Source organism: Nonomuraea sp. NPDC059194, from assembly GCF_042754765.1.
GTDB lineage: Bacteria > Actinomycetota > Actinomycetes > Streptosporangiales > Streptosporangiaceae > Nonomuraea.
On record NZ_JBHZBH010000005.1, the window covers coordinates 208,355 to 231,545 of the forward strand.

General features: G+C 70.4%; 21 protein-coding genes. 11 read left to right on the plus strand and 10 right to left on the minus strand.

What is annotated here, in order from left to right; translation table 11 throughout:
* Positions 1–14 precede the first annotated feature (14 nt).
* The 5 genes from ACFXJ8_RS09940 to ACFXJ8_RS09960 all read right to left on the minus strand — a co-directional run bounded on the left by ACFXJ8_RS09940 (position 15) and on the right by ACFXJ8_RS09960 (position 5,336).
* Positions 15–1,289, minus strand: a complete 1,275-nt coding sequence (locus tag ACFXJ8_RS09940; RefSeq protein ID WP_379643458.1) for an ABC transporter substrate-binding protein — start codon at positions 1,287–1,289, stop codon at positions 15–17.
* A gap of 27 nt (positions 1,290–1,316) precedes the next feature.
* Positions 1,317–2,180 carry a carbohydrate ABC transporter permease gene (locus ACFXJ8_RS09945; RefSeq protein ID WP_379643459.1) on the minus strand — a complete coding sequence of 288 codons (864 nt, stop codon included), beginning with the start codon at positions 2,178–2,180 and terminating at the stop codon, positions 1,317–1,319.
* Positions 2,164–3,135 (minus strand): carbohydrate ABC transporter permease, encoded by a 972-nt coding sequence (locus ACFXJ8_RS09950; RefSeq protein WP_379643460.1) that lies wholly within the window; start codon positions 3,133–3,135, stop codon positions 2,164–2,166. Before ACFXJ8_RS09950 ends, ACFXJ8_RS09945 begins: the two co-directional genes overlap by 17 nt.
* A gap of 261 nt (positions 3,136–3,396) precedes the next feature.
* Complete coding sequence (locus ACFXJ8_RS09955) at positions 3,397–4,350, minus strand: aldose epimerase family protein (protein WP_379643461.1); 954 nt, start codon at positions 4,348–4,350, stop codon at positions 3,397–3,399.
* On the minus strand, positions 4,347–5,336 hold the full coding sequence (locus tag ACFXJ8_RS09960) for a LacI family DNA-binding transcriptional regulator (RefSeq protein WP_379643462.1): 990 nt from the start codon (positions 5,334–5,336) through the stop codon (positions 4,347–4,349). Before ACFXJ8_RS09960 ends, ACFXJ8_RS09955 begins: the two co-directional genes overlap by 4 nt.
* A gap of 171 nt (positions 5,337–5,507) precedes the next feature.
* Here ACFXJ8_RS09960 and ACFXJ8_RS09965 point away from each other — a divergent pair, with 171 nt between their 5' ends.
* Genes ACFXJ8_RS09965 through ACFXJ8_RS09980 form a run of 4 tightly spaced genes read left to right on the plus strand, consistent with a single transcriptional unit; the run spans position 5,508 to position 10,224 of the window.
* Entirely contained in the window at positions 5,508–6,389 is an 882-nt protein-coding gene (locus ACFXJ8_RS09965; protein WP_379643463.1) for an NAD-dependent epimerase/dehydratase family protein, read from the plus strand.
* Between the two features lie 21 nt (positions 6,390–6,410).
* The gene (locus ACFXJ8_RS09970; protein ID WP_379643464.1) at positions 6,411–7,292 is read left to right on the plus strand and encodes a 5-dehydro-4-deoxyglucarate dehydratase; all 882 of its coding nucleotides are present in this window, start codon (positions 6,411–6,413) and stop codon (positions 7,290–7,292) included.
* Positions 7,289–8,338 (plus strand): mandelate racemase/muconate lactonizing enzyme family protein, encoded by a 1,050-nt coding sequence (locus tag ACFXJ8_RS09975; RefSeq protein ID WP_379643465.1) that lies wholly within the window; start codon positions 7,289–7,291, stop codon positions 8,336–8,338. Before ACFXJ8_RS09970 ends, ACFXJ8_RS09975 begins: the two co-directional genes overlap by 4 nt.
* Positions 8,329–10,224 carry a DUF6807 family protein gene (locus tag ACFXJ8_RS09980; protein WP_379643466.1) on the plus strand — a complete coding sequence of 632 codons (1,896 nt, stop codon included), beginning with the start codon at positions 8,329–8,331 and terminating at the stop codon, positions 10,222–10,224. The genes ACFXJ8_RS09975 and ACFXJ8_RS09980 overlap by 10 nt, the downstream gene beginning before the upstream one ends.
* 7 nt (positions 10,225–10,231) lie before the next feature.
* Here the strand turns inward: ACFXJ8_RS09980 and ACFXJ8_RS09985 are convergent, their stop codons facing one another.
* Complete coding sequence (locus ACFXJ8_RS09985; protein ID WP_379643467.1) at positions 10,232–11,026, minus strand: NAD-dependent epimerase/dehydratase family protein; 795 nt, start codon at positions 11,024–11,026, stop codon at positions 10,232–10,234.
* Positions 11,027–11,163: 137 nt separating this feature from the next.
* Between ACFXJ8_RS09985 and ACFXJ8_RS09990 the strand changes: the two genes are divergently transcribed.
* From ACFXJ8_RS09990 to ACFXJ8_RS10010, 5 genes are read left to right on the plus strand one after another with little or no spacing between them, the layout of a single operon-like run.
* Entirely contained in the window at positions 11,164–12,492 is a 1,329-nt protein-coding gene (locus ACFXJ8_RS09990; protein ID WP_379643468.1) for an ABC transporter substrate-binding protein, read from the plus strand.
* On the plus strand, positions 12,489–13,379 hold the full coding sequence (locus tag ACFXJ8_RS09995) for a carbohydrate ABC transporter permease (RefSeq protein WP_379643469.1): 891 nt from the start codon (positions 12,489–12,491) through the stop codon (positions 13,377–13,379). The genes ACFXJ8_RS09990 and ACFXJ8_RS09995 overlap by 4 nt, the downstream gene beginning before the upstream one ends.
* The gene (locus tag ACFXJ8_RS10000) at positions 13,376–14,236 is read left to right on the plus strand and encodes a carbohydrate ABC transporter permease (protein WP_379643470.1); all 861 of its coding nucleotides are present in this window, start codon (positions 13,376–13,378) and stop codon (positions 14,234–14,236) included. The genes ACFXJ8_RS09995 and ACFXJ8_RS10000 overlap by 4 nt, the downstream gene beginning before the upstream one ends.
* Before the next feature lie 40 nt (positions 14,237–14,276).
* Positions 14,277–15,035 (plus strand): IclR family transcriptional regulator, encoded by a 759-nt coding sequence (locus tag ACFXJ8_RS10005; protein WP_379643471.1) that lies wholly within the window; start codon positions 14,277–14,279, stop codon positions 15,033–15,035.
* A 34-nt stretch (positions 15,036–15,069) separates the two neighbouring features.
* A complete protein-coding gene (locus ACFXJ8_RS10010; RefSeq protein ID WP_379643472.1) occupies positions 15,070–15,972 on the plus strand; it encodes a 5-dehydro-4-deoxyglucarate dehydratase in 903 nt (300 codons plus the stop codon).
* 48 nt (positions 15,973–16,020) lie between these two features.
* Here the strand turns inward: ACFXJ8_RS10010 and ACFXJ8_RS10015 are convergent, their stop codons facing one another.
* Positions 16,021–17,448, minus strand: a complete 1,428-nt coding sequence (locus tag ACFXJ8_RS10015) for an aldehyde dehydrogenase (NADP(+)) (protein ID WP_379643473.1) — start codon at positions 17,446–17,448, stop codon at positions 16,021–16,023.
* A gap of 113 nt (positions 17,449–17,561) precedes the next feature.
* Between ACFXJ8_RS10015 and ACFXJ8_RS10020 the strand changes: the two genes are divergently transcribed.
* Positions 17,562–18,818 carry a glucarate dehydratase family protein gene (locus ACFXJ8_RS10020; RefSeq protein ID WP_379643474.1) on the plus strand — a complete coding sequence of 419 codons (1,257 nt, stop codon included), beginning with the start codon at positions 17,562–17,564 and terminating at the stop codon, positions 18,816–18,818.
* A gap of 5 nt (positions 18,819–18,823) precedes the next feature.
* A complete protein-coding gene (locus ACFXJ8_RS10025) occupies positions 18,824–20,311 on the plus strand; it encodes a hypothetical protein (protein WP_379643475.1) in 1,488 nt (495 codons plus the stop codon).
* 608 nt (positions 20,312–20,919) lie between these two features.
* Here the strand turns inward: ACFXJ8_RS10025 and ACFXJ8_RS10030 are convergent.
* The 3 genes from ACFXJ8_RS10030 to ACFXJ8_RS10040 are packed head-to-tail and all read right to left on the minus strand — an operon-like array spanning position 20,920 to position 23,173.
* On the minus strand, positions 20,920–21,411 hold the full coding sequence (locus ACFXJ8_RS10030) for a DUF402 domain-containing protein (RefSeq protein WP_379643476.1): 492 nt from the start codon (positions 21,409–21,411) through the stop codon (positions 20,920–20,922).
* Entirely contained in the window at positions 21,408–22,040 is a 633-nt protein-coding gene (locus tag ACFXJ8_RS10035) for a response regulator (protein WP_379643477.1), read from the minus strand. The genes ACFXJ8_RS10030 and ACFXJ8_RS10035 overlap by 4 nt, the downstream gene beginning before the upstream one ends.
* The gene (locus tag ACFXJ8_RS10040; protein WP_379643478.1) at positions 22,037–23,173 is read right to left on the minus strand and encodes a sensor histidine kinase; all 1,137 of its coding nucleotides are present in this window, start codon (positions 23,171–23,173) and stop codon (positions 22,037–22,039) included. The genes ACFXJ8_RS10035 and ACFXJ8_RS10040 overlap by 4 nt, the downstream gene beginning before the upstream one ends.
* Positions 23,174–23,191: the final 18 nt, after the last annotated feature.

The following is a 23,191-nucleotide window of genomic DNA, read 5'->3' on the forward strand; positions in this document are numbered from 1 at the left end:
GCGAAGGTGTGGATCTAGCCGGCGATGGCCGCGTTGGCTTCTTCCAGGAGCTTGGCGGCCGCCTCGTCCGGGCTCTGCTGCCCCGACGTCACCGCCTCGGAGTAGCGCTTGATGATGTCCTCCATCTTCGAGCCGCCCTTGGGCGGCACGACGACCGGCGTCAGCTCGCTCTTGACGGCGTCGAGGAAGGTCAGCGTCTGCTGGTCGGCCGCGGGCAGTTTGCTCTTGACCGCCTCGAGGACCTTGGCGTTGACGGGCAGGCCGCGGTCGCTGAGCAGGATGCCTCCCGCCTCGGGGTCGTTGAGCAGGAAGTCGATGAACTTGTGGGCCTCGGCCTGGTGCTCGCTCCTGCTGGAGGCGCTCCAGAACATGGCGGGCTGCAGGAACATGCCGGAGGTGGCGGCGTCGGCCAGCCTGGGCAGGCGCAGGAGGGTCAGTTCGCTGCCCGACGACTTGGACATGGCGCCGAGCTGGTTGCTCCACCACATCCCGAAGGCGCCCTTGTTGGTGGCGATGAGCGACTGCTCCTGACCCGCCGCGGCGATCTCGGCCATCTTGGCGGCGTCGGGCGAGCCCTTGGTCTCCTGCAGCTTGATGAAGGTCGCCCACCACGCCTTCAGCGTGTCGGGGGTGAGGCCGATCCTGCCGTCGGCGTAGAACTTCTCGCCGCGCTGGGCTGCGAAGACGGTCAGGTTGGCGGGGTTGAAGGTGTATTCGGTGCCGTAGACCGAGCCGTCGCCCGACTTGCTGATCTTCTCGGCCAGGCCGATGTAGTCGTCCCACGTCCAGGTCTTGTCGTCGGGCAGCTGCTGGCCGGCCTTCTCGACGGCCGCCTTGTTGGCCATCATGGTCCAGACGTTGACCCCGGTGGGGATCGCGTACTGCTTGCCGTCGAGGTTGCCTGAGGCCAGGACGCCCTGGTCGAGGTCGGCGGTGTCGACCTTGCCGGTGAGGTCGGCGAGAGCGCCGCGCCCTGCGTACTCGGCCAGGCCCCTGATCTCGATGGTCATGACGTCGGGAGCGTCGTTGGCTGCCACCTTGGTGGCCAGCGACTCGTAGTAGCTCGGCCAGTCGGAGAACTCGCCGACGACGTCGATCGTGGGGTTCTTCTTCTCGAACGCGGCGATGGCCTGTTCGGTGAGCTTCTGCCGGGAGTCGCTTCCCCAGTAGGAGAAGCGCAGCTTCACCTTGCCGTCTGCGGTGCCGGCGGAGCTTCCTGCGTCGCCGCCGCAGGCCGTCAGGGTCAGCACGGCGGCGGCGAGGAGGGCGACGGTCTTGACAGAGCGCATCTCTCGCTCCCTTTCAGTGGGGGGTGGTTACTTCAGGCCCGTGGTGGCCACACCACGGATCAGGTACTTCTGGCCTGCCAGGAAGAAGCCGAAGATGGGGCCGAGGGCGATGATCGACATGGCGAACATCGGCCCCCACGACGATTCGCCGCTGGAGTCGAGGAAGGTGCGCAGCGCGACCGGGACGGTGAAGTTGTCGGGGTTGTTCAGGTAGAGCAGCTGGCTGAGGAAGTCGTTCCACGTCCAGATGAAGGTGAAGATCGCCGTGGTGGCGAGGGCGGGCGTGCAGAGCGGGAGGATGACCCTGAAGAAGGTGCGCCAGTAGCCGGCGCCGTCGATGGAGGCCGCCTCGTCCAGTTCGCGGGGCAGGGTCCTGATGAACTGCACCATCAGGAAGATGAAGAACGAGTCGTGGGCCAGGAACTTCGGCAGGACCAGCGGCCAGATCGTGTTGATCAGGTCGAGCTTCGCGAACATGATGTACTGCGGCGCGATGACCACGTGCAGCGGCAGCATGATGGAGCCGAGCATGATCGCGAACCAGAACTTCTTCATCGGGAAGTCGAGGCGGGCGAAGGCGTAGGCGGCCATCGAGCAGGCGGCCAGGTTGCCGAGGATCGACAGGGCCGTCACGACGGCCGAGTTCCACAGGTAGTAGCCGAACGGGTGGGCCAGCGCGGTCCAGCCGTCGGCGAAGTTGTCGAAGGTGATCTCGGTCGGGATCAGGCCCGGCTCCCTGAAGATCAGCTCTTCGGGCTTGAGCGCGCTGGAGAACATCCACAGCAGCGGGTAGAGCATGACCAGACCGAAGCCGATCAGCATCAGGTGCTTGGCACCCCTGGTGACGCGGTGCCGGTAGAGGACCGGCAGCCGCCTACTTGCTGTCGCCATAGAAGACCCAATACTTGGACGCGAGGAAGTTGACCCCGGTCAGACCGGCGATGATGAGGACGAGCACCCAGGCCAGCGCGGCGGCGTAGCCCATCTCGTACTCCTTGAACCCGTTGACGTAGAGGTAGAGCGTGTAGAAGAGCGTCGAGTCGTTCGGTCCGCCCGAGCCGTTGCTGACGATGAACGACTGGGTGAACGACTGGAACGACTTGATCACTTCGAGCACGAGGTTGAAGAAGATGATCGGCGACAGCAGCGGCAGCGTGATGGTCCTGAACTGCCTGAGCGGACTGGCCCCGTCCACCGCGGCCGCCTCGTAGTAGCTGCGCGGGATCTGCCGCAGGCCCGCCAGGAAGATGACCATCGGCGCCCCGAAGGTCCAGACGTGCAGCAGGATCAGCGTGCCCAGCGCCGTGTCGGGGTTGTTCACGTAGCTGGTGCCCTGGATGCCGAACAAGCCGAGGACGGAGTTGACCAGACCGTCGGCGCCGAAGATCTTCCGCCACAGGATCGCGATGGCGACGCTGCCGCCCAGCAACGAGGGCAGGTAGAAGATCGAGCGGTAGAACGACAGCCCGCGCAGCCCGCGGTCCAGCAGCAGCGCCAGCGCCAGCGCGAAGGCCAGTTGCATCGGCACGGAGACGACGACGTAGATCGTGGTGACCTTCAGCGAGGCCCAGAAGCGCGGGTCCTGCGTGAACATCTGGAGGTAGTTGTCCGCTCCGACCCATTTCGCCGTGTCGAGCAGGCTGTAGTCGGTGAAGGACAGGTAGAGCGACGCGACGATCGGCCCGATCGTGATCAGGAACAGGCCCACGAACCATGGCGCGAGGAAGACGTAGGCCGTCAGCGCCTCACGGCGGGCGCGGTTGACAGGGCGGGGGGCGCGGGGGGCGCTGTCATGAGCGGGGGGTTCGGCCGTGACCGCCGACTTCAACGACAGTGAGTCGACCACGGCGGCACCTCTGGAGCAGTCGCCTTCACGGGACCTCCATGTGACGTGAATGGATGGCGCTTTCCTATAGCGCCGACAAAAGTTCCGTCAACCCTTTGCAGGTGTTACCTTGCCGTTATCGATATATCGGAAACGACATATTTCGAGGTCAACGTGCTTGCAAAAGAAGTTGATCAGACAAAGAATCTTGCTACTTTCCGCTGTTTGCTACAAACGGTTGCAGCGTAAGCCGCAGCACGAGGAGCCCGATTGCCCTCGACGTCACAGGAACCGGTATGTCGTCCGCGACGTCAGGTCCTCCCCCGGCCGCAGCACGGTGGAGGGGAAGTCCGGCCGGTTCGGTGAGTCGGGGAAGTGCTGCGTCTCCAGGCACAACCCGGCCTGCCTGCCGTACGGCGTGGCGATGCCGTCCAGCAGGTGCCCGGTGTAGAACTGCACGCCGGGCTCGGTGGTCGTCACCTCCATCGCCCTGCCGCTCACCGGCTCCTCCACCCGCACCACAGCGCCGGGCCGCAACACGTAGCAGTGGTCGTAGGCCCCGTCCATGCGCGCGGCCACGGGCGTCGGCACGGTGAAGTCGTACGGCGTGCCCGCCACGGCGACCGGCGCACCCGGCACCGGGATCTTGCCCTCGTCGACCTCCAGGTAGTGGTCGGCCGGCATCGTGATGACGTGCCCGCGCACGTCCCCCGATCCCGCGAGGTTGAAGTAGGAGTGGTTGGTCAGGTTGACGACGGTAGGCGCGTCGGTGGTGGCGTGGTAGTCCAGGCGCAGCTCGTCGGCGTCGGTCAGCGTGTAGGTGACCGAGGCGGTCAGGGTGCCGGGATAGCCCTCCTCTCCGTCCTTGCTGACATGGGTGAGCCTGACGGCCCGCTCCGCGTCCGGCTCGGCCCGCCACACCTTCTTGTCGAAACCGCTCTCACCGCCGTGCAGGCTGTGCCCGTTGTTGTTGAGCGCGAGCCGGTGGGTGCGGCCGTCGAGGGTGAAGCGGCCGTGCGCGATGCGGTTGCCGTACCTGCCGACCACCGCGCCGAAGTAGCGGCTGCGGGTGAGGTAGTCGGAGACGGTCGGCAGGCCGAGGACGACGTCGGTCCCGTCGGCCAGTTCGACGGACTGAATGGTCGCGCCCAGGGTCAGGATCGCCACGCTCATCCGGCCGTTGGACAGGACGTGCCGGTCCACGACCTCGCCCGCGGGCGTGCTGCCAAAGATCACGGTGGTCTCACTCTCTCGGTGGAATCTCTGATCACGAGGCTGGTCTCCAGCCTGGCGGTGGTGGCACTGGCCTGCTCGCCCGAGGCGACGGCGGCCAGCAGCAGGTCGACGGCCATCCGCCCGGCCGCGGCGGTCGGCATGGTGATGGTGGTCAGCTTCGGCCGGTGGAGGCGGCCAGGCAGGCTGTCGTCCACGCCGACCACGCTCACGTCACGGGGAACGCGCAGGCCACGGCGGCCCAGCCCGTCGATCAGCCCGATGGCGACCAGGTCGTTGTAGCACAGCACGCCGCTCGCCCCGGAGGCCGCCACGGCGTCGGCCGCCTCCAGCCCGCCATGGACGGTCGGCTCGTTCGGACCGAGCACGGTCAGCTCGGCGCCGAGCTCCTCGGCCCTGGCGGTCGCGTGCCGGTGGATCTGGCGGCTGGTCCACGAGCCCGAGGGGCCCGCCACCAGCGCGAGGGCGTGATGTCCGAGGGCGCGGAGGTGCTCGACGGCGGCGGCCGCGCCCTCCCCCACGTCCATGAGGACCGTGGTCATCCCCTTCACCGCCCGGTTCACCAGCACGAACGGGACCTGCGCGCCCAGCTTGGCGATGGCGGTGTTGGGCAGGCGGGGGCTGCACAGCAGCACCCCGTCCACCTGCTTCACAAAAGCCTCGATCAACTCCTGCTCCAGCAACGGATCCTCATCGGTGTCCGCCACGAACACGTGATAATCCCGCTCCCGCGCCTGAGCCTGCGCAGCCTTGATCAACGGCGGAAAGAACGGATTGGCGATATCCGCCACGATCAACCCAAGATTGTGCGTCCGCCCCGTCGTCAACGCCCGCGCCGCCCGATTCGGCCGATACCCCAACCCCTCGGCCACCGCCAACACCCGGTTACGCGTCTCCGCGTTCACCAGATGCGGCGCCGAGAACGTCCGCGACACCGTCGAGACATGCACACCCGACGCCGCCGCGACATCCCTGATCGTCACCGCCATGTGCCGCACCCTAACGCAATCGGTTGCATCGCCACCACTGGCCATTCTGCTACCGGTTGCGTAAAGCACACCTGCGTCGCCGCAGCACACGAGGACGCCTCTTGACGATTCCGCCGCCGACCGACACTGTTTCATGCAACTGGTTGCAGTGCCGGAAGGAAAGACATACCTGTGAGCAGAACCCTTGTCACCGGGAGCGCGGGTCGCCTCGGCCGCAGCGTCGTGTCCGCGCTCGCCGCGGCCGGACACGAGGTGATCGGCGTGGACACCGCGCCTGGCACTCCTGACGACGCCGCGGCCACGCTGCCCGCCGACCTGACCGACCTGGGAGAGGCCTACCAGGTCATCGCCCGCTTCCGCCCCGAGGCCGTGCTCCATCTGGCCGCCATCGCCACGCCGTTCAGCCGCAGCGACGCGGTGACCTACCGGACGAACACCCAGCTGGCCTTCAACGTGTGCGACGCGGCGGTCGCGCTCGGCGTGCCCAAGCTGATCCTGGCCAGCAGCCCTACCGTCGTCGGGTACGGCTCGCCGGACGGCTGGAGCCCCGCCTACCTGCCCATCGACGAGGACCACCCGGCCAAGCCGTGGAACGCCTACAGCCTGTCCAAGCTGGTCGCCGAGGAGACGATGCGCTCCTTCGCCCGCACGGCCGCCACCAGGATGGCCGCCGTACGGCCCTGCTTCGTGATCGCGCCTGAGGAGTGGGAAGGCGCTCCCACTCAGTCGGGCCACACGGTGGCCGAGCGCCTCGACCGCCCCGAGATCGCCGGGGTGTCGCTGTTCAACTACATCGACGCCCGTGACGCGGCCGACCTGTTCATCGCCCTGCTGGCCCGCCTGCCGGAGCTGCCCAACGGCGAGGTCTTCTTCGCCGGGGCGGGCGACGCGCTGGCAAGGGAACCGCTGGCCGAACTGCTGCCCGCGATCATGCCGTCCACCGCGGGCTTCGCCGACGCCCTCACCGGCTCGCTGCCCGCCTTCACCTCCGCCAAGGCCGAGCGGCTGCTCGGCTGGCAGGCCAAGCGCAGCTGGCGCACCGAACTCTCCTGACCGAACTCTCCTGAAGGAACGATGACGATGAAGCTGAGTGGTGTCCTGTTCTTCCCGGTGACCCCGTTCGACGGTGAAGGCGCGCTGGCCGAGGACGTGCTGGCCGAGCACCTCGGCCGGGGCCTGCGCCACGACCCCGGCGCGGTCTTCGTGGCGTGCGGCACCGGCGAGTTCTCCGCGCTGTCCCAGGACGAGCACGCGCGGGCCGTCCAGGTGGCCGTCGAGGTCGTCAGGGGCGCGGTGCCCGTGCTGGCGGGGGCGGGCGGGCCGCTGGGCCTGGCTCTGGCGCAGGCACGCGCGGCCAGGCAGGCGGGCGCGGACGGCCTGCTGCTGATGCCTCCCTACCTGGCCCACGGCAGCAAGGCGGGGTTCACCGCCTACGTGCGCGCCGTCGCCGCCGAGCTCCCCGTGATCGTCTACCAGCGCGGCCCCGTCGTCCTCGACCCCGCGGACGTTGTCGAGCTGGCGCGCGTCCCCGGCGTGATCGGGCTGAAGGACGGCCTGGGCGACGTGGACAGGATGCAGCGCACCGTGCTGGCCGTGCGCAGAGAGATCGGCCCCGGCTTCGCCTTCTTCAACGGCCTGCCGACCGCCGAGCTGACCATGCCCGCCTACCGGGGCCTCGGGGTGGAGCTCTATTCCTCGGCGGTGTTCGCCTTCGCCCCCGAGATCGCCAAGGCCTACTTCGCCGGTGACGAACGACTGCTGACGGAGTTCTACGCGCCGCTGGTCGAGCTGCGCAGCAAGGCGCCCGGCTACGCGGTCTCCCTGGTCAAGGCCGGGCTCCGGCTGCGCGGCCTCGACGTCGGCCCGGTCAGGGCGCCGCTGACGGACCTCACGCCCGAGCACGAGGCCGAGCTCGACCTGCTCATCAAGACCGGTCTCTCCCTGGTCGCGGCATGATCAAGGAGCTGGTGACGGAGCTGCGCTCGGCGCCGCTGCGCCGGCCGTGGGGCGCCGACGTGCCGTACAACCATGTGGTCATCTGCACGGTCACGCTGGAGGACGGCCGCGTCGGCACCGGGTTCTCGTGGACCCCGCAGATCGGGGCGCAGGCCGTCAAGGCGCTGCTGGACAACGACATCCGCGAGGCGGTGCTCGGCGGGCCCGCGCACCCGGAGCTGGTCTGGGAAGGGCTGTCCAGGCACCTGAGCGAGGCGGGACGCGGTGGGCTGACCACCGTCGCGATGGCGGGGCTCGATCTGGCTCTGTGGGATCTGCACTGCGGCGCGTCCTCGCTGGTCGACGTGCTGGGCGCCCGCCGCGACCGCGTCCCCGTGTACGGCAGCGGCGTCAACCTGCACTACTCCCTGGACGAGCTGGTCGCCCAGGCCAGGCGGTGGATCGCGGCGGGCCATCGGGCCGTCAAGATCAAGGTGGGCAGGCCCGACCTGGCCGAGGACGTCGAGCGGGTCGCCGCCGTTCGCGAGGTCATCGGTCCCGCCGTGACTTTGATGATCGATGCCAACCAGCGCTGGGACCTGCACCGCGCCCGCCGCGCGATCGACGCGCTCGCGCCGTACGACCTGCACTGGATCGAGGAGCCGCTGCCCGCCGACGACGTGGCCGCGCACGTCGAGCTGCGCCGCCACATCGACGTGCCCGTCGCGGTCGGCGAGAACGTCTACACCGTCCACGGCTTCCGCGACCTGCTGACGGCCGGCGCCTGCGACGTGGTCCAGCCGAACGTGGTCAGGGTCGGCGGCATCACCCCGTTCCTGCGGATCGCGCGGCTGGCCCACGCCTTCGACGTGCCCGTCCATCCGCACCTGCTGACGGAGCTGTCGGGACAGCTGGCGCTCACGCTGCCGCATCCCGCGATGGTGGAGGCGGTGGAGGACGCGACGTTGACCGGCCTGGGCCTGCTGGCCGAACCGTATCCTGTCGTGATCGAGGAGGCCGAGCTGCGCTCGGCGCGAGCCAGAGGGCTGGGCCTGACATGGAGTTGACCAAGGTCGTGCTCGCGGGCGCCCACGGTCATGGCCGCTGGCATCTGGAGCACGTGCGCGCGCTGGCCGACAGGGGGCTGGTGGAGCTGGTCGGCGTGTGCGACCCCCGCCCCGCGGATTTCGCCTGGCCGTACGGCGGTTTCGAGCACGCCGGGCCCGAGGACCTCGGCGGGTTGATCGAGCGCACGGGCGCCGAGATCACCATCCTGTGCACGCCCATCAACACGCACGCCCACCTGGCCGTGACGGCGTTGCGCGCGGGCTCGCACCTGCTGCTGGAGAAGCCGCCCGCCGCGTCGCTGTCCGCCTTCGAGCGGATCGCCGAGGCCGCGCGCGATTGCGGGCGGTCCTGCCAGGTGGGCTTCCAGAGCCTCGGCTCGTCGGCCGTTCCCGCGCTGCGCGAGTTGATCGGCTCGGGCCGCCTGGGCGAGCTCACCGGCATCGGCGTGGCCGGGGCGTGGGAGCGGCCGGCCGCCTACTTCACCAGGTCGGCGTGGTCGGGGCGGCGTCGTCTCGACGGCGCCGACGTCGTGGACGGCGCGCTCACCAACCCGTTCGCGCACGCCGTGGCGACCGCACTGGCCGTGGCGGGGGCCGAGGAGCGGGGCGCGATCTCCTCCGTCGAGCTGGAGCTGTTCCAGGCCAACGCGATCGAGTCCGACGACACCTCGGCCGCCAGGATCCACCTGGCCGGTGGCGGGGTCATCACCGTGGCCGTGTCGCTGTGCGCGACCGGCAGGGCCGAGCCGTACATGCTCGTCCACGGCACCGAGGGCACGGCGCGGCTCACCTACACCACCGACGACCTGGACGGCGTCGTCCATCCCCGGACGAACCTGCTGGAGAACCTGGTGGATCACGTCAGGTCGGGGGCCGACCTGCTGGTGCCGCTCGCGCGGACCGGCGCGTTCATGGAGTTCCTCGAGGCGGTGCGCACCGCGCCCGACCCGCTGCCGATCGCCGACGAGCACCAGAAGATCCACCAGGACCGGCGTGAGGTGCCGGGCATCGGGGAGCTCACCGATCTGTCGGCTCGGCGCCTGGCGCTGTTCTCCGAGCTGGAGGTCCCGTGGGCGGCCGGGCGCACGCTACGGGTGCGCGGGACACCGGTGTCCACCTACGAATGGCGCGCGGACCTGCCGGTCACCGACTCCCCCCGCCCCTATATCCATCCGGTGCGGACGCTGGGCGGCGTCGAGGTGAGCGAGTTCAGGCCCGCCGACCACGTCCATCACCTCGGCGTCAGCCTGGCCGTCTCTGACCTGGGCGGGGTGAACTTCTGGGGCGGGCGCACGTTCGTCCGCGACCGGGGGCCCGCCTGGCTCGCCGATCACGGCGTTCAGCGGCACGACGCCTTCGAGGAGATCGAGGGCGGGTTCGCCGAGGCGCTGACCTGGCTCGGCCCCGACGGCGCGACGCTCGCGCGGGAGCGACGCACGGTGCGGGCGCTGGCCGTGGACGGGGCGTGGGCGCTGGATTTCGCGTTCACCCTCAGCGTGCCTGAACCCGTCCACGTCAGCAGTTCGGCGTGCAAGGGCAGGGACGGCGCCGGGTACGGCGGATTCTTCTGGCGGGCGCCCAGGTCCGGGCGGAATCCGGCGGTCTTCACCGCCGGGGCGGAGGGCGAGCGGGACGTGCACGGCAGCCGCACCCCGTGGCTGGCGCTGGTGTCCGACGCGTGGAGCCTGGTGTTCACGCAGGCTGGTCCGGTCGATCCGTGGTTCGTACGGGTCGCCGAGTACCCGGGAGTGGGGTCCGCCCTCGCGTGGGACCGCCCGCTGCCCGTCGAGGAGTCGCTGTCCAGGCGGATCGTGACGGTGGTCGCCGACGGCAGGCTCACCCGCGGGGCCGCCGAGACGCTGGCCAACGAGGCGGCGCGGCTCTGACGGGCCGTCACCACTTGCCGCCGAGCTCCTTCAACGTGAACGACCCACCCGCCCGGTCGTGCAGGGGCTCGGTCAGGTCGGGTTCGCCCTGCTCGGCGATGAGCGGCGCGGCGTGCGCCGCGGAGTCGTCGCGCGACTCGTAGCCGATCGCCTTCGCCTCCTCCAGAGACCACCACCTGCGCGCGTTGTCGGACACGCCCCACACCACGTGGTACCCGGTGGCCGTCATCGCCGCCTCCATCAGGCGGGCGCAGTCGGCGGGCGAGATCCAGGTGGCCAGTCCCCTGGTGTCCTCCGAACCGTCGTTGCAGGTGCCGAGCCTGACGACCGTCACGTTCATGCCGAACCTGTCGTGATACAGGCTGCCCAGGGCCTCCATCACGACCTTGCTCACGCCGTACAGGGTGTCGGGGCGGGGGAAGGCGTAGTCGGGCAGCTCGCCGCCGTCGGCGGGGCGGGTGTGGAAGCCCGCCGCGTGGTGGCTGCCCATGAGCACGACGTGCCGTACCCCTTCCTGGCGGGCGGCCTCCATCAGCACGTAGGTGCCGTTCATGTTGGCCTCGACGATGTCGGCCCAGGGGTGCTCGCGGCTCTGACCGCCGAGGTGGATGACGGCGTCGACGCCCTTCATGGCGGCGGCCATGGCGTCGGCGTCGGTCAGGTCGGCGACCACGACCTCCTCGCCGGGGCCCGCCTCCAAGGGGACCACGTCGGACAGGCGGAGGGTCCGCCCCTCGCGGGCGAGCAGGGGGCGGAGCAGGGTGCCGACTTTCCCGGCGGCGCCGGTGACAAGGATGCGCATGGTGACTGTTGTACACGGCTCTGACCAGAATTCACATCCATGGAATATTGACGTGATCTGGGCCGCTCGTTACCTTCACATGAACGGAGTACACATTCGCGAAAGCCATCCACGTATGTGAACAAGGAGGCGGTCTGATGCCACGCCATCTGCTCGGGGCCGCGATTGTCACGGCGCTCGCCGTCACCCTGTCCGGCTGCGGGTCCAACGGCGGGTCCAACGGCGGCTCCGGCGGGGGTTCGGGCGACGACGCGCTGGAGATCTGGATCCGGCAGGCGCCGGAGTCCGAGTCCGCCAAGACGGCCAGGAAGCTGGCCGACGCGTTCACCAAGGCCAGCGGGGTCAAGACGAAGGTCGTCGCGCTCTTCGACGACTTCGAGACCAAGCTGCAGCAGCAGGCGGCGCAGAAGAACCTGCCCGACATCGTCATCAACGACACCGCCCAGCTCGGCAACATGCGGACGCAGGGCTGGCTGCGCGAGGTCGACAAGACGAAGCTCAAGGGCGGCGACCAGCTCGCCGACCGGGCCTGGCAGGCCGCCCAGGCGGGCGACGGCAAGTACTACGCGGCCCCGTTCTCCGCCCAGGCCTTCGCGTTGATCATCAGGAAGGACTGGAGGGAGAAGGTCGGGCTGCAACCTCCGCAGACCTGGGACGATCTGGCGAAGCTGGCCAAGGCGTTCACCGAGCAGGACCCCGACGGCAACGGACAGAAGGACACCTACGGCTTCGTCGCGCCCGCGGGCACCAAGCGCGGCTACGCCTCGTGGTACGCCTCCTCGCTGATCTACGCCAACGGCGGCAACTTCCTGTCAGACGGCGGCGGCGGCAAGTACACCCCCGCAGTCAATGACCCCAGGACCGTCGAGGCCGTCACGTGGCTGCAGGACCAGTTCTGCGTCGCCAAGACCGTCAACCCCGGCGCGGTCAGCAACGACACGACCGTCACGCACGAGGTGTTCGAGAAGGGCCAGGGCGGCATCTACCTGGTCGGGCCCTACGTGCTGGCCAGGTTCGTCAAGAGCATCGGCGTCGACAGGCTCGAGGTCGTCAAGGTGCCCAAGGGCCCCTCCGGCGGTCCCGGCACGCTCGGCGAGGGCGAGAACGTCTACCTCATGGCCGGATCGGGCAACGAGGAGGGCCAGCGGAAGTTCGCCGAGTTCGCCGTCTCACCCGAGGGCCAGAAGATCGGCATGAACAAGGACGAGGCGGGCGCGATCGTCAGGCTGCCGGTCAACAAGGGCGTGGACCTGGCCACCGAGCGCAGCGACCCGCGCTGGAAGGTGTTCCAGGACGCCTACGCCGACGCCGTCTACAGCTCGCCCGTGCCCAACTGGGCGCCCATCAGGCAGCTCTCGGCCGACGCCATCAACGCGGTGTGGGCCGACTGCGGCGCCGACGTGAAGGCGGCCATGGATGGTCTGGCGGCCAAGCTGACCGCGGAACTGCAGGCCCAGACATCGTGACCCCGACGCTCACCCGGCAGGGCAGGTGGCGCGGCACCGCCGTCGCGTGGCTGTTCCTGACCCCCGCGCTGATCCTGTTCCTGTACTTCAAGTTCATCCCCATGGTCGAGGGCCTGCGGATGAGCTTCTTCAAGGTCCAGCCCTTCCTCGGCGACGAGTGGGTCGGGCTCGGCAACTACCGGACGATCATGTCGGACGACGCGTTCGTCAGCGCCGTCTGGCACAGCCTCGTCCTGGCCGTGGGCACCACCGTCGGGTCGCTCGTCCTCGGCCTGGCGCTCGCCCTGCTCATCGAGGGCCCGGCCCGCTACCTGTGGTTCGTGAGGACCGCCGCGTTCCTGCCGGTGGTCACCACGATGGCGGCGGTGGCCGAGGTGTGGCGGATCATGTACCACCCGGGCGACACCGGCCTGCTCAACAGCATCCTCGGCTGGGTCGCCCTGGATCCCCAGCCGTTCCTGGCCAGCGAGGACTCCTCGCTCTGGTCGATCATGGGGATGAGCGTCTGGCGCGGCACGCCGTACGACATGATGATCTTCCTGGCGGGTCTGGTCGGGATCGACAGGACCCAGTACGAGGCGGCGGCGGTGGACGGGGCGAGCACCTGGTCCAGGCTGCGCCACATCACGCTGCCGGCGCTGCGGCCGGTCTTCTGGATCCTCTTCACGTTGGCGGCCATCCGGGGTCTGCGGGTGTTCGTCGAGGTGTACGTGCTGACCAACGGCGGGCCCAACGGCTCGTCCGAGGTGCTCATGACCCTCATCTACAAGCTCGGCTTCCAGCGCAGCGAGCTCGGCATCGCGGCGGCGGGAGGCATCGTGCTGTTCGTCGCCACGCTGGCGCTCACCGTGCTGGTCCAGCTGATGCGCAGGAGGCAGGCGGCATGAGATTCGACAGCGCGCTCGGCCTGGAGCCGCGCAAGGGGCCGCTGGCGAGGACGGGCAAGATCCTCGTCTACTCGGCGATGGTGCTGGTCTTCACCGGGCCGCTGGTCGGCCTGCTCGTCAGCGCGTTCAGCAGGACGCTCGACCCGACCAGCTTCACGCTGTGGCCCGACGAGTTCACGCTGGAGAACTTCACCCAGGCGGCGGACAAGAACGTCTACCTCTATCTGGCCAACTCCTTCGTGGTGGTCGGGTTCGGGCTCGCGCTGCAGATGGTGGTGAGCGTCTTCGCGGCCTACTCGCTGGCGCGCAAGAAGTTCAGGGGCATGACGTTCGTGATGCTGATCATGCTGGCCACGATGATGCTGCCCGAGGAGATCATCGCGATCCCGCTCTCGCTGGTGCTGGCCGACCTGCCGCTGATCCACGCCAACCTGATCGACTCCTACGCGGGCATGATCCTGCCGGTGGGCGCCTGGGGCTTCTCGATCCTGGTCATGACCGAGTTCATGAAGGAGGTGCCGGTCGAGCTGGAGGAGGCCGCGCGGATCGACGGCGCGGGCGAGCTGCGCACGTTCTTCACGATCATCCTGCCGCTGTGCAAGCCCGCGCTCGGCGTGATCGGCGTCTTCGGGTTCACCATGATCTGGGACCAGTACCTGCTGCCGCTGATCGTGGCCAACGAGCCGGAGCACTGGACGCTGCCGATCGCGCTGCGCTCGCTCCGCTCGGACGAGGAGGTCGGGATCGGCATCCTGCTGGCCGCGTCGCTGCTGGCGCTGCTGCCCTCGGTGATCGCCTTCCTGGCCTTCCAGCGGCAGTTCATGCGCGGTCTTACCAGCGGCGCAATCAAGGGTTAGATGTCCATGTATATGGATGGCATCCATTATTCTGTCGCCCATGGAGCCCTCGATGGTCAAGTCAGCCGAGCGAACGGTCCGGATCCTCGAAACGCTGGCAGCCTCGCCGGAGCGCCTGACGCTGTCGGAGCTCCAGCAGCGCACCGGCTTCCCCCGCAGCAGCCTGCACGCCCTCATGCGCACGCTCGTCGAGCTGAAGTGGGTCGAGACGGAGCAGGGCGACTCCGCCTTCGGGATCGGTCCGCACGCTCTGCTGACCGGCACCGCCTACCTGGACAAGGACCCCGCCGTACCGCTGGCGCACGACGCGCTGGAGGACCTCAGGGAGGAGATCGGGCACACGGTCCACTTCGCCCGCCGCGACGGCGCGCACGTGCTCTACCTGGCCACCAGGGAGTCGCGCGACCGGCACGCGATCTCCAGGGTGGGCCGCAGGCTGCCGGCGAGTGTCACCGCGCTCGGCCAGGCGCTGCTGGCGCAGCTGACCGACGACGAGGTGGCCACGCTGCTGCCCGACCCGCTGCCCGCGCTCACCGCCCATTCGATCACCGACCTGGCCAAGCTCACCGACGAACTCTGCCAGGTCCGCGCCCGCGGCTACGCGCTCGAACGCGAGCAGGGCACCCCTGGCGTGGCGTGTGTGGCCGTGGCCGTCGACTACCGCATCCCCGCCACCGACGCCATCAGCTGCTCGATGCCCGCCGGGCTGCCCCGGGAGGAGATCGAGCGGATCGCCGAGGCGGTCATCAGGCACACCCGCACGTTCGCTGCCACTCTGCGCCGGGAGGGCATCCGATAACACATCATCCGGCGCGTTTCTCTGGAGGAAAGTAATGCGTCTTGATGGTGTTCTGTTCTTCCCCGTGACGCCCTTCGGCGACGACGGCTCCGTGAACGGCCAGGCGCTGGCCACCCACGTGGCCAGGGGGGTCGCGGCGGGGGCCGGAGGAGTGTTCGCCGCCTGCGGCACGGGCGAGTTCAACGCCCTGTCGCTGGAGGAGTACTCGGCCGTGGTCTCCACCTCCGTCTCCGCCGCCTCGGGCGAGGTGCCCGTCCTGTCGGGAGCGGGCGGGTCGCTGCCGTTCGCGCAGGCGTGCGCGCGGGCCGCCGCCGAGGCGGGCGCCGACGGGCTGCTGCTCATGCCGCCCTACCTCGTGACCGCTCCCCCCTCCGGCCTGGTGTCCTACGTACGGCAGGTCGCGGCCGTCACCGAGCTGCCGATCATCGTCTACCAGCGCGGCACGGCCCGCTTCACCCCCTCGGCGGCGGCCGAGCTGGCCTCGCTGCCCAGCGTGATCGGGTTCAAGGACGGACTGGGAGACTTCGACCTGCTGCAGCGGATCATCCTGCGGGTACGACAGGCGACGGACCGCCCCTTCACCTTCTTCAACGGGCTGCCGACGGCCGAGCTGACCGTGCAGGCCTACCGGGGTATGGGGGTGCCGCTGTATTCGAGCGCGGTGTTCGCGTTCGCGCCGGAGATCGCGCTGGCCTTCTACAAGGCGGTGACGGGCGGCGACGAGGTGATGGTGCGGCGGCTGCTCACCACGTTCTATCTGCCGCTGGTCGAGCTGCGCGACCTGGTGCCGGGCTATGCGGTGTCGCTGGTGAAGGCGGGGGTGCGGCTGCGGGGGCTGGACGCGGGCAGCGTGCGCGCGCCGCTGGTCGACGCCGCCCCCGAGCACGTCGCCGAGCTGGAGCGCATCCTCACCGCCGGGCTGGAGCTGGCGGGCTGAACCGCCTCGGTGGCCGCGCCTCATGCGGGCGCGGCCACCGAGTGGTCATCAGCTGTCGACGCGCTGCGGGATCCCCGCCGGGTTGCCGTCCCTGAGCTCCACCGGCAGCAGGTCCTGCGGCCATCCCTGGTAAGCCGTCGGGCGCAGCCACCTGCGGATGGCCATCGCGCCCACCGACGTGTGCGCGGGCGCCGTGCTGGACGGCCAGGGGCCGCCGTGGTGCATGGCCCAGCACACCGCCACGCCGGTCGGCCAGCCGTTCCAGATGAGGCGGCCCGCCTTGCGCGCCAGCGCCTCGGCGACCGGCCGCGCCTCGTCGGTGTCGGTGGCGTGCACGGTGGCGGTGAGCGAGCCGTCGAGCCGGCCCAGCACCTCTGCCAGCTCGGCCACGTCGCGGTAGGTGACCACGATCGACGACGGCCCGAAGCACTCCTCGGCGACCGACGGCAGCTGCGCGGCGAACGCGGCCAGGTCGATGGTGAAGACCTTGGGCGCGACCGCCCACTCCCCCTCGCCCTGCGTGCCCTCGGCCAGCAGGGTGAGCTTGGACAGGCGCTCGACGCCCTGGAGGTAGCCCTCCCTGATGCGCGAGCTCAGCATCGCCGAGCCGTTGCTGCCGGCCACCGCCGTACCGAGGGAGGCGATCAGGTCCGCGTCGTCGGGCGCGAACACCAGGCCGGGGTTGGTGCAGAACTGCCCCGTGCCGAGCGTGAGCGAGGCGGCGAAGCCGTCGGCGAGCCCCTCGCGGGCCGCGGACGGCAGCACGACGACGGGGTTCACGCTGCCCAGCTCGCCGTAGAAGGGGATGGGGTCGGGGCGCTCGTCGATGAGCGCCTGGATGGCCTTGCCTCCGGGGATCGACCCGGTGAAGCCGACCGCCACCACGTGGGGGTGCTGGACGAGCCGCTTGCCCGCCGACAGGCCGTGGACCAGCCCGAGCAGCGCGGGGTCGGGCAGCGCCGACCTGATGACCTTCGCCGACAGCTCGGAGGTCAGCGGGTGCGCGGGGTGCGCCTTGACGACGACGGGGCAGCCCGCCGCCAGCGCCGAGGCGGTGTCGCCCCCCGCGACGGAGAAGGCGAAGGGGAAGTTCGAGGCGGAGAAGACGCCGACGACGCCCGGCAGCGGTTGGTTCATCCGGCGCACGTCGGGCTGCGTCGAGATGACCGCCTCCAGGTGGCCACCGTCGCGCAGCACGTCGGCGAAGAGCCTGAACTGGCCGGCCGCCCTGGCCACCTCGCCGCGCAGCCGGGTCTCGCCGAGCGCGGTCTCCCTGTCGGCGACCTGCCAGAGCTCCTCGACGTTCGCCTCCAGCGCGGCGGCGACGGCCTCGAGCACCTCGGCCCTGCTCGCCGCACGCCAGGCCGGTCCGGCCGCGTGGGCGGCCTCGACAGCGGCGTCGACCACGGCGTCGGTGGCCTCGGGGACGCCCTCGCCGAAGGTCTCGCCGGTGCGTGGATCGTATGCGTGGATCATCGCTTCACCCCTTATGCAATATCACACTTCACTCTAGCCTGGTCTTGACACTCACTCGGCCCGATTCTTACAGTACCGACAGTTGTCCACAATTCTGGCGGTCGTTCACATATATGAACATTCGAGAGATCACTGTCACCCCGGTCGCCTTCCGCGACCCGCCCCTGCTCAACGCCGCCGGAGTCCACGAACCGTGGGCGCTGCGCACGGTCGTCGAGGTGGTCACCGACGAGGGCCTGTCAGGGCTGGGCGAAACCTACGGCGACCTGGCGCACCTGGAGAAGGTGCGCACCGTGGCCTCTGCCCTCATCGGCCTGGACGTACACGCCCAGAACGAGATCTACGCCCGCGTCGCCTCCCTCGTCGGCGAGGTCGTCTCCGACCTGCACGGCCTCACCGGCGCGGCCACCAAGGAGAAGAGCGTCGACCGGGTCTACTCCCCGTTCGAGGTCGCCTGCCTCGACATCCGCGGCAAGGCGACCGGCCGTCCCGTGAGCGACCTGCTCGGCGGCGCCGTCAGGCAGGCCGTGCCGTACAGCGCCTATCTCTTCTACAAGTGGGCCGGCCACCCCGGCGAGCCCGACGACAGGTTCGGCGCGGCGCTCGACCCCGAAGGGATCGTGGCGCAGGCGCGACTGCTGATCGAGGAGTACGGCTTCCGCTCCATCAAGCTCAAAGGCGGCGTGTTCGAGCCCGCGCGGGAGGTCGAAGCGATCCGCGCGCTACGCGACGCCTTCCCCGACCACCCGCTGCGCCTCGACCCGAACGCCGTCTGGTCGGTCGAGACCTCGCTCGAGGTCGCCCGCGCGCTCGACGGAACCCTGGAGTACCTGGAGGACCCCACCTCCGGCATCTCCGGCATGGCCGAGGTGGCAAGGCAGGCGCCGATGCCGCTGGCCACGAACATGTGCGTGGTGACCTTCGAGCACCTGCCGCCCGCCATCAGGGAAGGTGCGATCGGCGTGCTGCTGTCCGACCACCACTACTGGGGCGGCCTGGAGCGTTCGGTGCAGCTCGCCCGACTCTGCGACACCTTCGGCATTTCGCTCTCGATGCACTCCAACAGCCACCTCGGGATCAGCCTGGCCGCGATGACACATCTGGCCGCCGCGGTCCCGAACGTCACCACCGCCTGCGACACGCACACGCCGTGGCAGGACGGGCAGGACGTGGTCGCCCCCGGCGCGCTGCGGTTCGTCGACGGCGCGGTGCCCGTGCCGACAGGTCCCGGGCTCGGGATCGAGCTCGACAGGGACGCGCTCGCCGTGATGCACGAGCAGTACCTCAAGTGCGGGCTCACCTCCCGCGACGACACCGGCTACATGCGCAGGTTCGACCCCTCCTTCAGCACCAGCCGTCCCCGGTGGTGACGCCGGTGAACATCGCCTACGTCTACCCGTGGGACATCGTCGGCGACCCCGCCGCGCCCGCCAGGCTCGCCGCGCTCGGCGTGGACGCGGTCGCGCTGGCCGCCTCCTACCACTCCACCCGCGCCGCCACCCCGTTCCACCCCGCGCACCGGGTGCTCGACGTGCCGTACTCCGCCTTCTACCTTCCGGTACGGCAGGCGGCATGGGGCCGGCTCGTCCCACCGAACCCGACGTGGACCACGCCCGACGCCTTCCTCCAAGCCCGCGACGCGCTCAGAGCCGCCGGGCTGCCCGTGCATGCCTGGATCGTCCTGACCCACAACAGCCACCTCGGCGCCGCGCACCCGGACGTGGCCGTACGCAACGCCTTCGGCGACCCGTACCCGTACGCGCTGTGCCCCTCGCACGAGGACGTCGGGGAGTACTGCGAGCGGCTGGTGCGGGAGATCGTCTCGGTGGGCGCGCCCGACGGGATCATCCTGGAGGCGTGCGGGCCAATGGGGTTCGGCCACCAGAGCGTCCACGAGAAGACCGCCGGCGCCGACTGGACATCCACGCAGGCGGCGCTGCTGTCGCTGTGTTTCTGTACGGCATGCTCGCCCGGCTACCCGGACGCTGACCGGCTACGAGCCCTGACCCGCAGGGCGATCGACGGCAGCCCGACGGCCCCCGGCCTGGCGGGTCCGGGTTCGGCGGCCCTCGGCTCGGCGGCTCCCGGCTCGGCGGCCCCTGACTCGGCGGTCCCCGGTCCGGCGGCTCTCGGCTCAGCGGCCCCCGGCTCTCCCCGCTCGATGGCTCCCGGCTCTCCCCGCTCGATGGTTCCCGGCTCGGCGGCCCCCGGCTCGGCGGCCCCTGACTCGGCGGTCCCTGACTCGGCGGTCCCCGGTCCGGCGGCTCCGGGTTCGGCGGCTCTCGGCTCAGCGGCCCCCGGCTCTCCCCGGTCGATGGCTCCCGGCTCGGCGGCCCTCGGCTCGGCGGTCCCCGGTCCGGCGGGTCCCGGTCCGGCGGGTCCCGGTTCGGCGGGTCCCGGTTCGGTGGAGGAGGCGCTTGGCGAGTTGGCGCGGCCTGTGCGGGAGCTGCGGACGGGGTTGGCGGCCGCGCTCAGGGCCAGGCTCGTCGCGGCCGTGCGCGAGCTGGCACCCGGCCTGCCGATCAGGACTCACGCCAGCCCCGACCCGTGGGCGACCGGCCCGTTCGCCACCCTGCCCGACGGGGATCCCTCGCTCGACGGGCTGGTGGGCATGTGCTGGGGCACCCCCGACGAGGCCGTCGCCAACCTGTCCCGGCTGGCCGCCAACCTCACCCCAAGGCAGCGGCTCGGTGCCTATGCGCTGCTCCTGCCACCCAAGCCCGCCGATCCGGAGGAACTGGCCGCCTCGTTCACCACCTTCACGAAGGCGGGAGCCGACGAGCTGCACCTCTACCACGTGGGACTCGCCTCCCCCGCCCGACTGACCACCCTCACCGAGGCCCTCAGCCTCCTCCGGCCATAGGGATTCGGGCTATAGGGGTTCGGGCCATAACGGCTCAAGGGACTCAGCGGCTAAGGGGCTCCGTGGCTTAAGGGCTCCGTGACTTAAGGGCTCCGTGGCTTAAGGGCTCAGCGGCTTAAGGGCTCAGCGGCTTAAGGGCTCAGCGGCTTAAGGGCTCAGCGGCCTGACGGCCTGACGGCTCAGAGGCTTCGGGGGCTTGGCGGTTCAGGAGCTTCGGGGGCTTGACGGCTCAGGGGCTTCGTGGCTTCGGCGCTTGCGGCCTTCCGCGCTTCCGCGCTTCTGGGCTCCCGCGCTTCCGCGCTTCCGCGCTTCCGCGCTTCCGCGCTTCTGGGCTTCCGGGCTTCCGGGCTTCCGGGCTTCCGGGCTTCCGGGCTTCCGGGCTTCCGGGCTTCTGGGCGACGTTACGGCGGGGGCCGGAGTCCTGCTGGGGTGGCGTGAAGGAAGGGCGGTCACGGGTGACCACGGTGGCCTTGACCCGGCTTGCCGTACCGAATCAGACCGCCGTCCCCGCGCCGTACCGGATCAGACCACCGCACCCGCGCCGTGCCGGATCGAATCACCGGCGCCGTAGCGGATCAGACCGCCGCATCCGGAAACGGCGGATCAGATCATCGGACTTGGGACAGGTATGGCAGATGGGTCGCCCCGTCGAACGGGGCGAGACGGTCGGTGACCGCCCTCGTCAGCGCCGCCGCCGCGCTCTCGGCCTGGACGATCACCTCGGGCGGGTAGCCCAGCAGCACCTGGTGGTCGGCGAACTCGTCCTCGTCGTCGACGAACACCCGCCCCTCCCGCGTGCGCACCACGTCGAGGTCCAGGTCGACCATCGTCACCTCGCCGTCGCCCCACTCGGGCACCGTGGTGACGTCAACGTAGACGTCCAGCTTGTGGCCTTCGTCGTTGAACAGCGCCACCCACCACTCGTTCCTCGGGAACAGCATCACGAACGCCCGCTCCCACACCACCAGAGGCCCGTCGCCCTTCGCCCCCGTGGTGCCCGCCTCGCATCCCACCCATACCCCGTGGGCGTCCTCGCCGAGCAGCCTGGCCGGGTGGTGCCAATGGAGGGAGCCGCCGTACTTGCGGAAAATGACCTTCATGCCCCCGACCGTACAACGAGCCCGCTCTCGTACGCCGCGATGACCAACTGGGCCCGGTCGCGGGCGGCCAGCTTGGTCAGCAGGCGGCCGATGTGTGTCTTGACGGTGGCCATGCTGAGGTGCAGGCGTTCGGTGATCTCGGTGTTGGACAGGCCCCGCGCGATCAGCTTCAGCACCTCCCGCTCCCTGTCGGTGATCCCGTCGAGCCCACGCACCGACGGACGCGCGAACTCCTCGATGAGCCTGCGCGTGACCGTGGGCGCGAGCAACGCCTCCCCCGCCGCGACGACCCTGATCGCGGCGAGCAGGTCGGCGGGCGGGGTGTCCTTGAGCAGGAACCCCGACGCCCCCGCCCGCAGCGCCGCGTAGACGTAGGCGTCGAGGTCGAACATGGTCACGATCAGCACCTTGGCCGCGTCGCCGATCCTGCGGGTCGCCTCGATGCCGTCCATCTCCGGCATCCGCACGTCCATCAGCACGACGTCGGGCCGGGTGGCCGCGGCGAGCTCGACCGCCCGCGCGCCGGTGCCCGCCTCGCCGACCACGTCAAGGTCGGGCTCGTTGTCCACCAGCACCCTGAAGCTGCCGCGCAGCAGCACCTGGTCGTCGGCGATGAGGACGCGGATCATGCCGGACCCGCGTCCGCCTGGCGGCGCTGCGCCACCCCCGCGTCGGCGACGTAGGGAATGGTCGCGGCCACGCGGAAGCCGCCCTCGGGGCGCGGCCCCGCCGCGAACTCTCCCCCGTACATCGTGACCCGCTCCCTCATCCCGACCAGGCCGTGTCCCCGGCCCTGTCCCGGCACCACCCCAAGACCTTGGCCGTCGTCCGTCACCTCGACCCGCGCCCGCTCTCCGTCCGCCGCCACCGTCACCGTGCAGCGGGCGGGGGCGGCGTGCTTGACGACGTTCGTGAGCGCCTCCTGGACGATACGGTGTACGGCGAGGCGGACGCCGTCCGGAAGCCCTTCCAGACCCGACGCCGTCAGCTCGACCTTCACTCCCGCGTGCCTGGCCCGCTCGGCCAGCTCCTCCAGCTCGGGCACGGGACGCAGGTCAGGCGGCTCGGTGCGCAGCACCCCGAGCAGGTGCCGCATCTCCGTCAGCGCGTCGCGGCTCGCGATCTCGATCACCCTTAACGCGTCGTGCGCCTCCTCCGGCCGGCTGTGCATCACATGGTTGGCGACACCCGCCTTGACCGCGATCAGGCCCATGCTGTGCGCGACGACGTCGTGCAGCTCGCGGGCGATGCGCAGCCGTTCCTCCGTGACCAGCCGCTCCGCCTCGCGCGCCGCGTAGCCGCGCCGCTCGCGCACGGCCCGCCCGACGGTCCACGACCCGCACAGCGCGGCGACCCCCAGGACGATCTCTCCCGCCCCACGCCCCCAGCCCCCCGGCGCGCCCGCCACGGCCGTCATCACCACGGCCGCCGCGGTGACGGCCACGATCGTCGTGCTCGGCGCCCGGCCCGCGCGCGACAGCGCCACCGTGTAGAGCGCGTAAGCGGGCGCGACGTAGGCCCCGCTCACCACGCCCGACAGGCCCGCCACCAGCGCCACTGCGAAGACCGCGGCGAACACCGCCACCGGCCACAGCCTGCGCACCATCAGCGGCAGCCCCAGGCCAAGCGCGAGGGCGGCCTTCACCAACAGCGGCGCCGGCGTGGCCGCCGCGGACGTCATGGCGACCAGCGCGACGACCCATCCGGCTGCGCCGTCCAACGCGATGAGCTGGGCGCGGCTCAGCCGCCTGGTGAAATCCACGCCCCGCACGCTATCCGG

What these genes read in the sequence shown, in the direction of transcription:
- ACFXJ8_RS09940 (WP_379643458.1), bottom strand. Translation starts at nt 1,289, where the DNA reads ATGCGCTCTGTCAAGACCGTCGCCCTCCTCGCCGCCGCCGTGCTGACC.
- ACFXJ8_RS09945 (WP_379643459.1), bottom strand. Translation starts at nt 2,180, where the DNA reads ATGGCGACAGCAAGTAGGCGGCTGCCGGTCCTCTACCGGCACCGCGTC.
- ACFXJ8_RS09960 (WP_379643462.1), bottom strand. Translation starts at nt 5,336, where the DNA reads ATGGCGGTGACGATCAGGGATGTCGCGGCGGCGTCGGGTGTGCATGTC.
- ACFXJ8_RS09970 (WP_379643464.1), top strand. Translation starts at nt 6,411, where the DNA reads ATGACGATGAAGCTGAGTGGTGTCCTGTTCTTCCCGGTGACCCCGTTC.
- ACFXJ8_RS09975 (WP_379643465.1), top strand. Translation starts at nt 7,289, where the DNA reads ATGATCAAGGAGCTGGTGACGGAGCTGCGCTCGGCGCCGCTGCGCCGG.
- ACFXJ8_RS09980 (WP_379643466.1), top strand. Translation starts at nt 8,329, where the DNA reads ATGGAGTTGACCAAGGTCGTGCTCGCGGGCGCCCACGGTCATGGCCGC.
- ACFXJ8_RS09985 (WP_379643467.1), bottom strand. Translation starts at nt 11,026, where the DNA reads ATGCGCATCCTTGTCACCGGCGCCGCCGGGAAAGTCGGCACCCTGCTC.
- ACFXJ8_RS09990 (WP_379643468.1), top strand. Translation starts at nt 11,164, where the DNA reads ATGCCACGCCATCTGCTCGGGGCCGCGATTGTCACGGCGCTCGCCGTC.
- ACFXJ8_RS10000 (WP_379643470.1), top strand. Translation starts at nt 13,376, where the DNA reads ATGAGATTCGACAGCGCGCTCGGCCTGGAGCCGCGCAAGGGGCCGCTG.
- ACFXJ8_RS10005 (WP_379643471.1), top strand. Translation starts at nt 14,277, where the DNA reads ATGGAGCCCTCGATGGTCAAGTCAGCCGAGCGAACGGTCCGGATCCTC.
- ACFXJ8_RS10010 (WP_379643472.1), top strand. Translation starts at nt 15,070, where the DNA reads ATGCGTCTTGATGGTGTTCTGTTCTTCCCCGTGACGCCCTTCGGCGAC.
- ACFXJ8_RS10015 (WP_379643473.1), bottom strand. Translation starts at nt 17,448, where the DNA reads ATGATCCACGCATACGATCCACGCACCGGCGAGACCTTCGGCGAGGGC.
- ACFXJ8_RS10020 (WP_379643474.1), top strand. Translation starts at nt 17,562, where the DNA reads ATGAACATTCGAGAGATCACTGTCACCCCGGTCGCCTTCCGCGACCCG.
- ACFXJ8_RS10030 (WP_379643476.1), bottom strand. Translation starts at nt 21,411, where the DNA reads ATGAAGGTCATTTTCCGCAAGTACGGCGGCTCCCTCCATTGGCACCAC.
- ACFXJ8_RS10035 (WP_379643477.1), bottom strand. Translation starts at nt 22,040, where the DNA reads ATGATCCGCGTCCTCATCGCCGACGACCAGGTGCTGCTGCGCGGCAGC.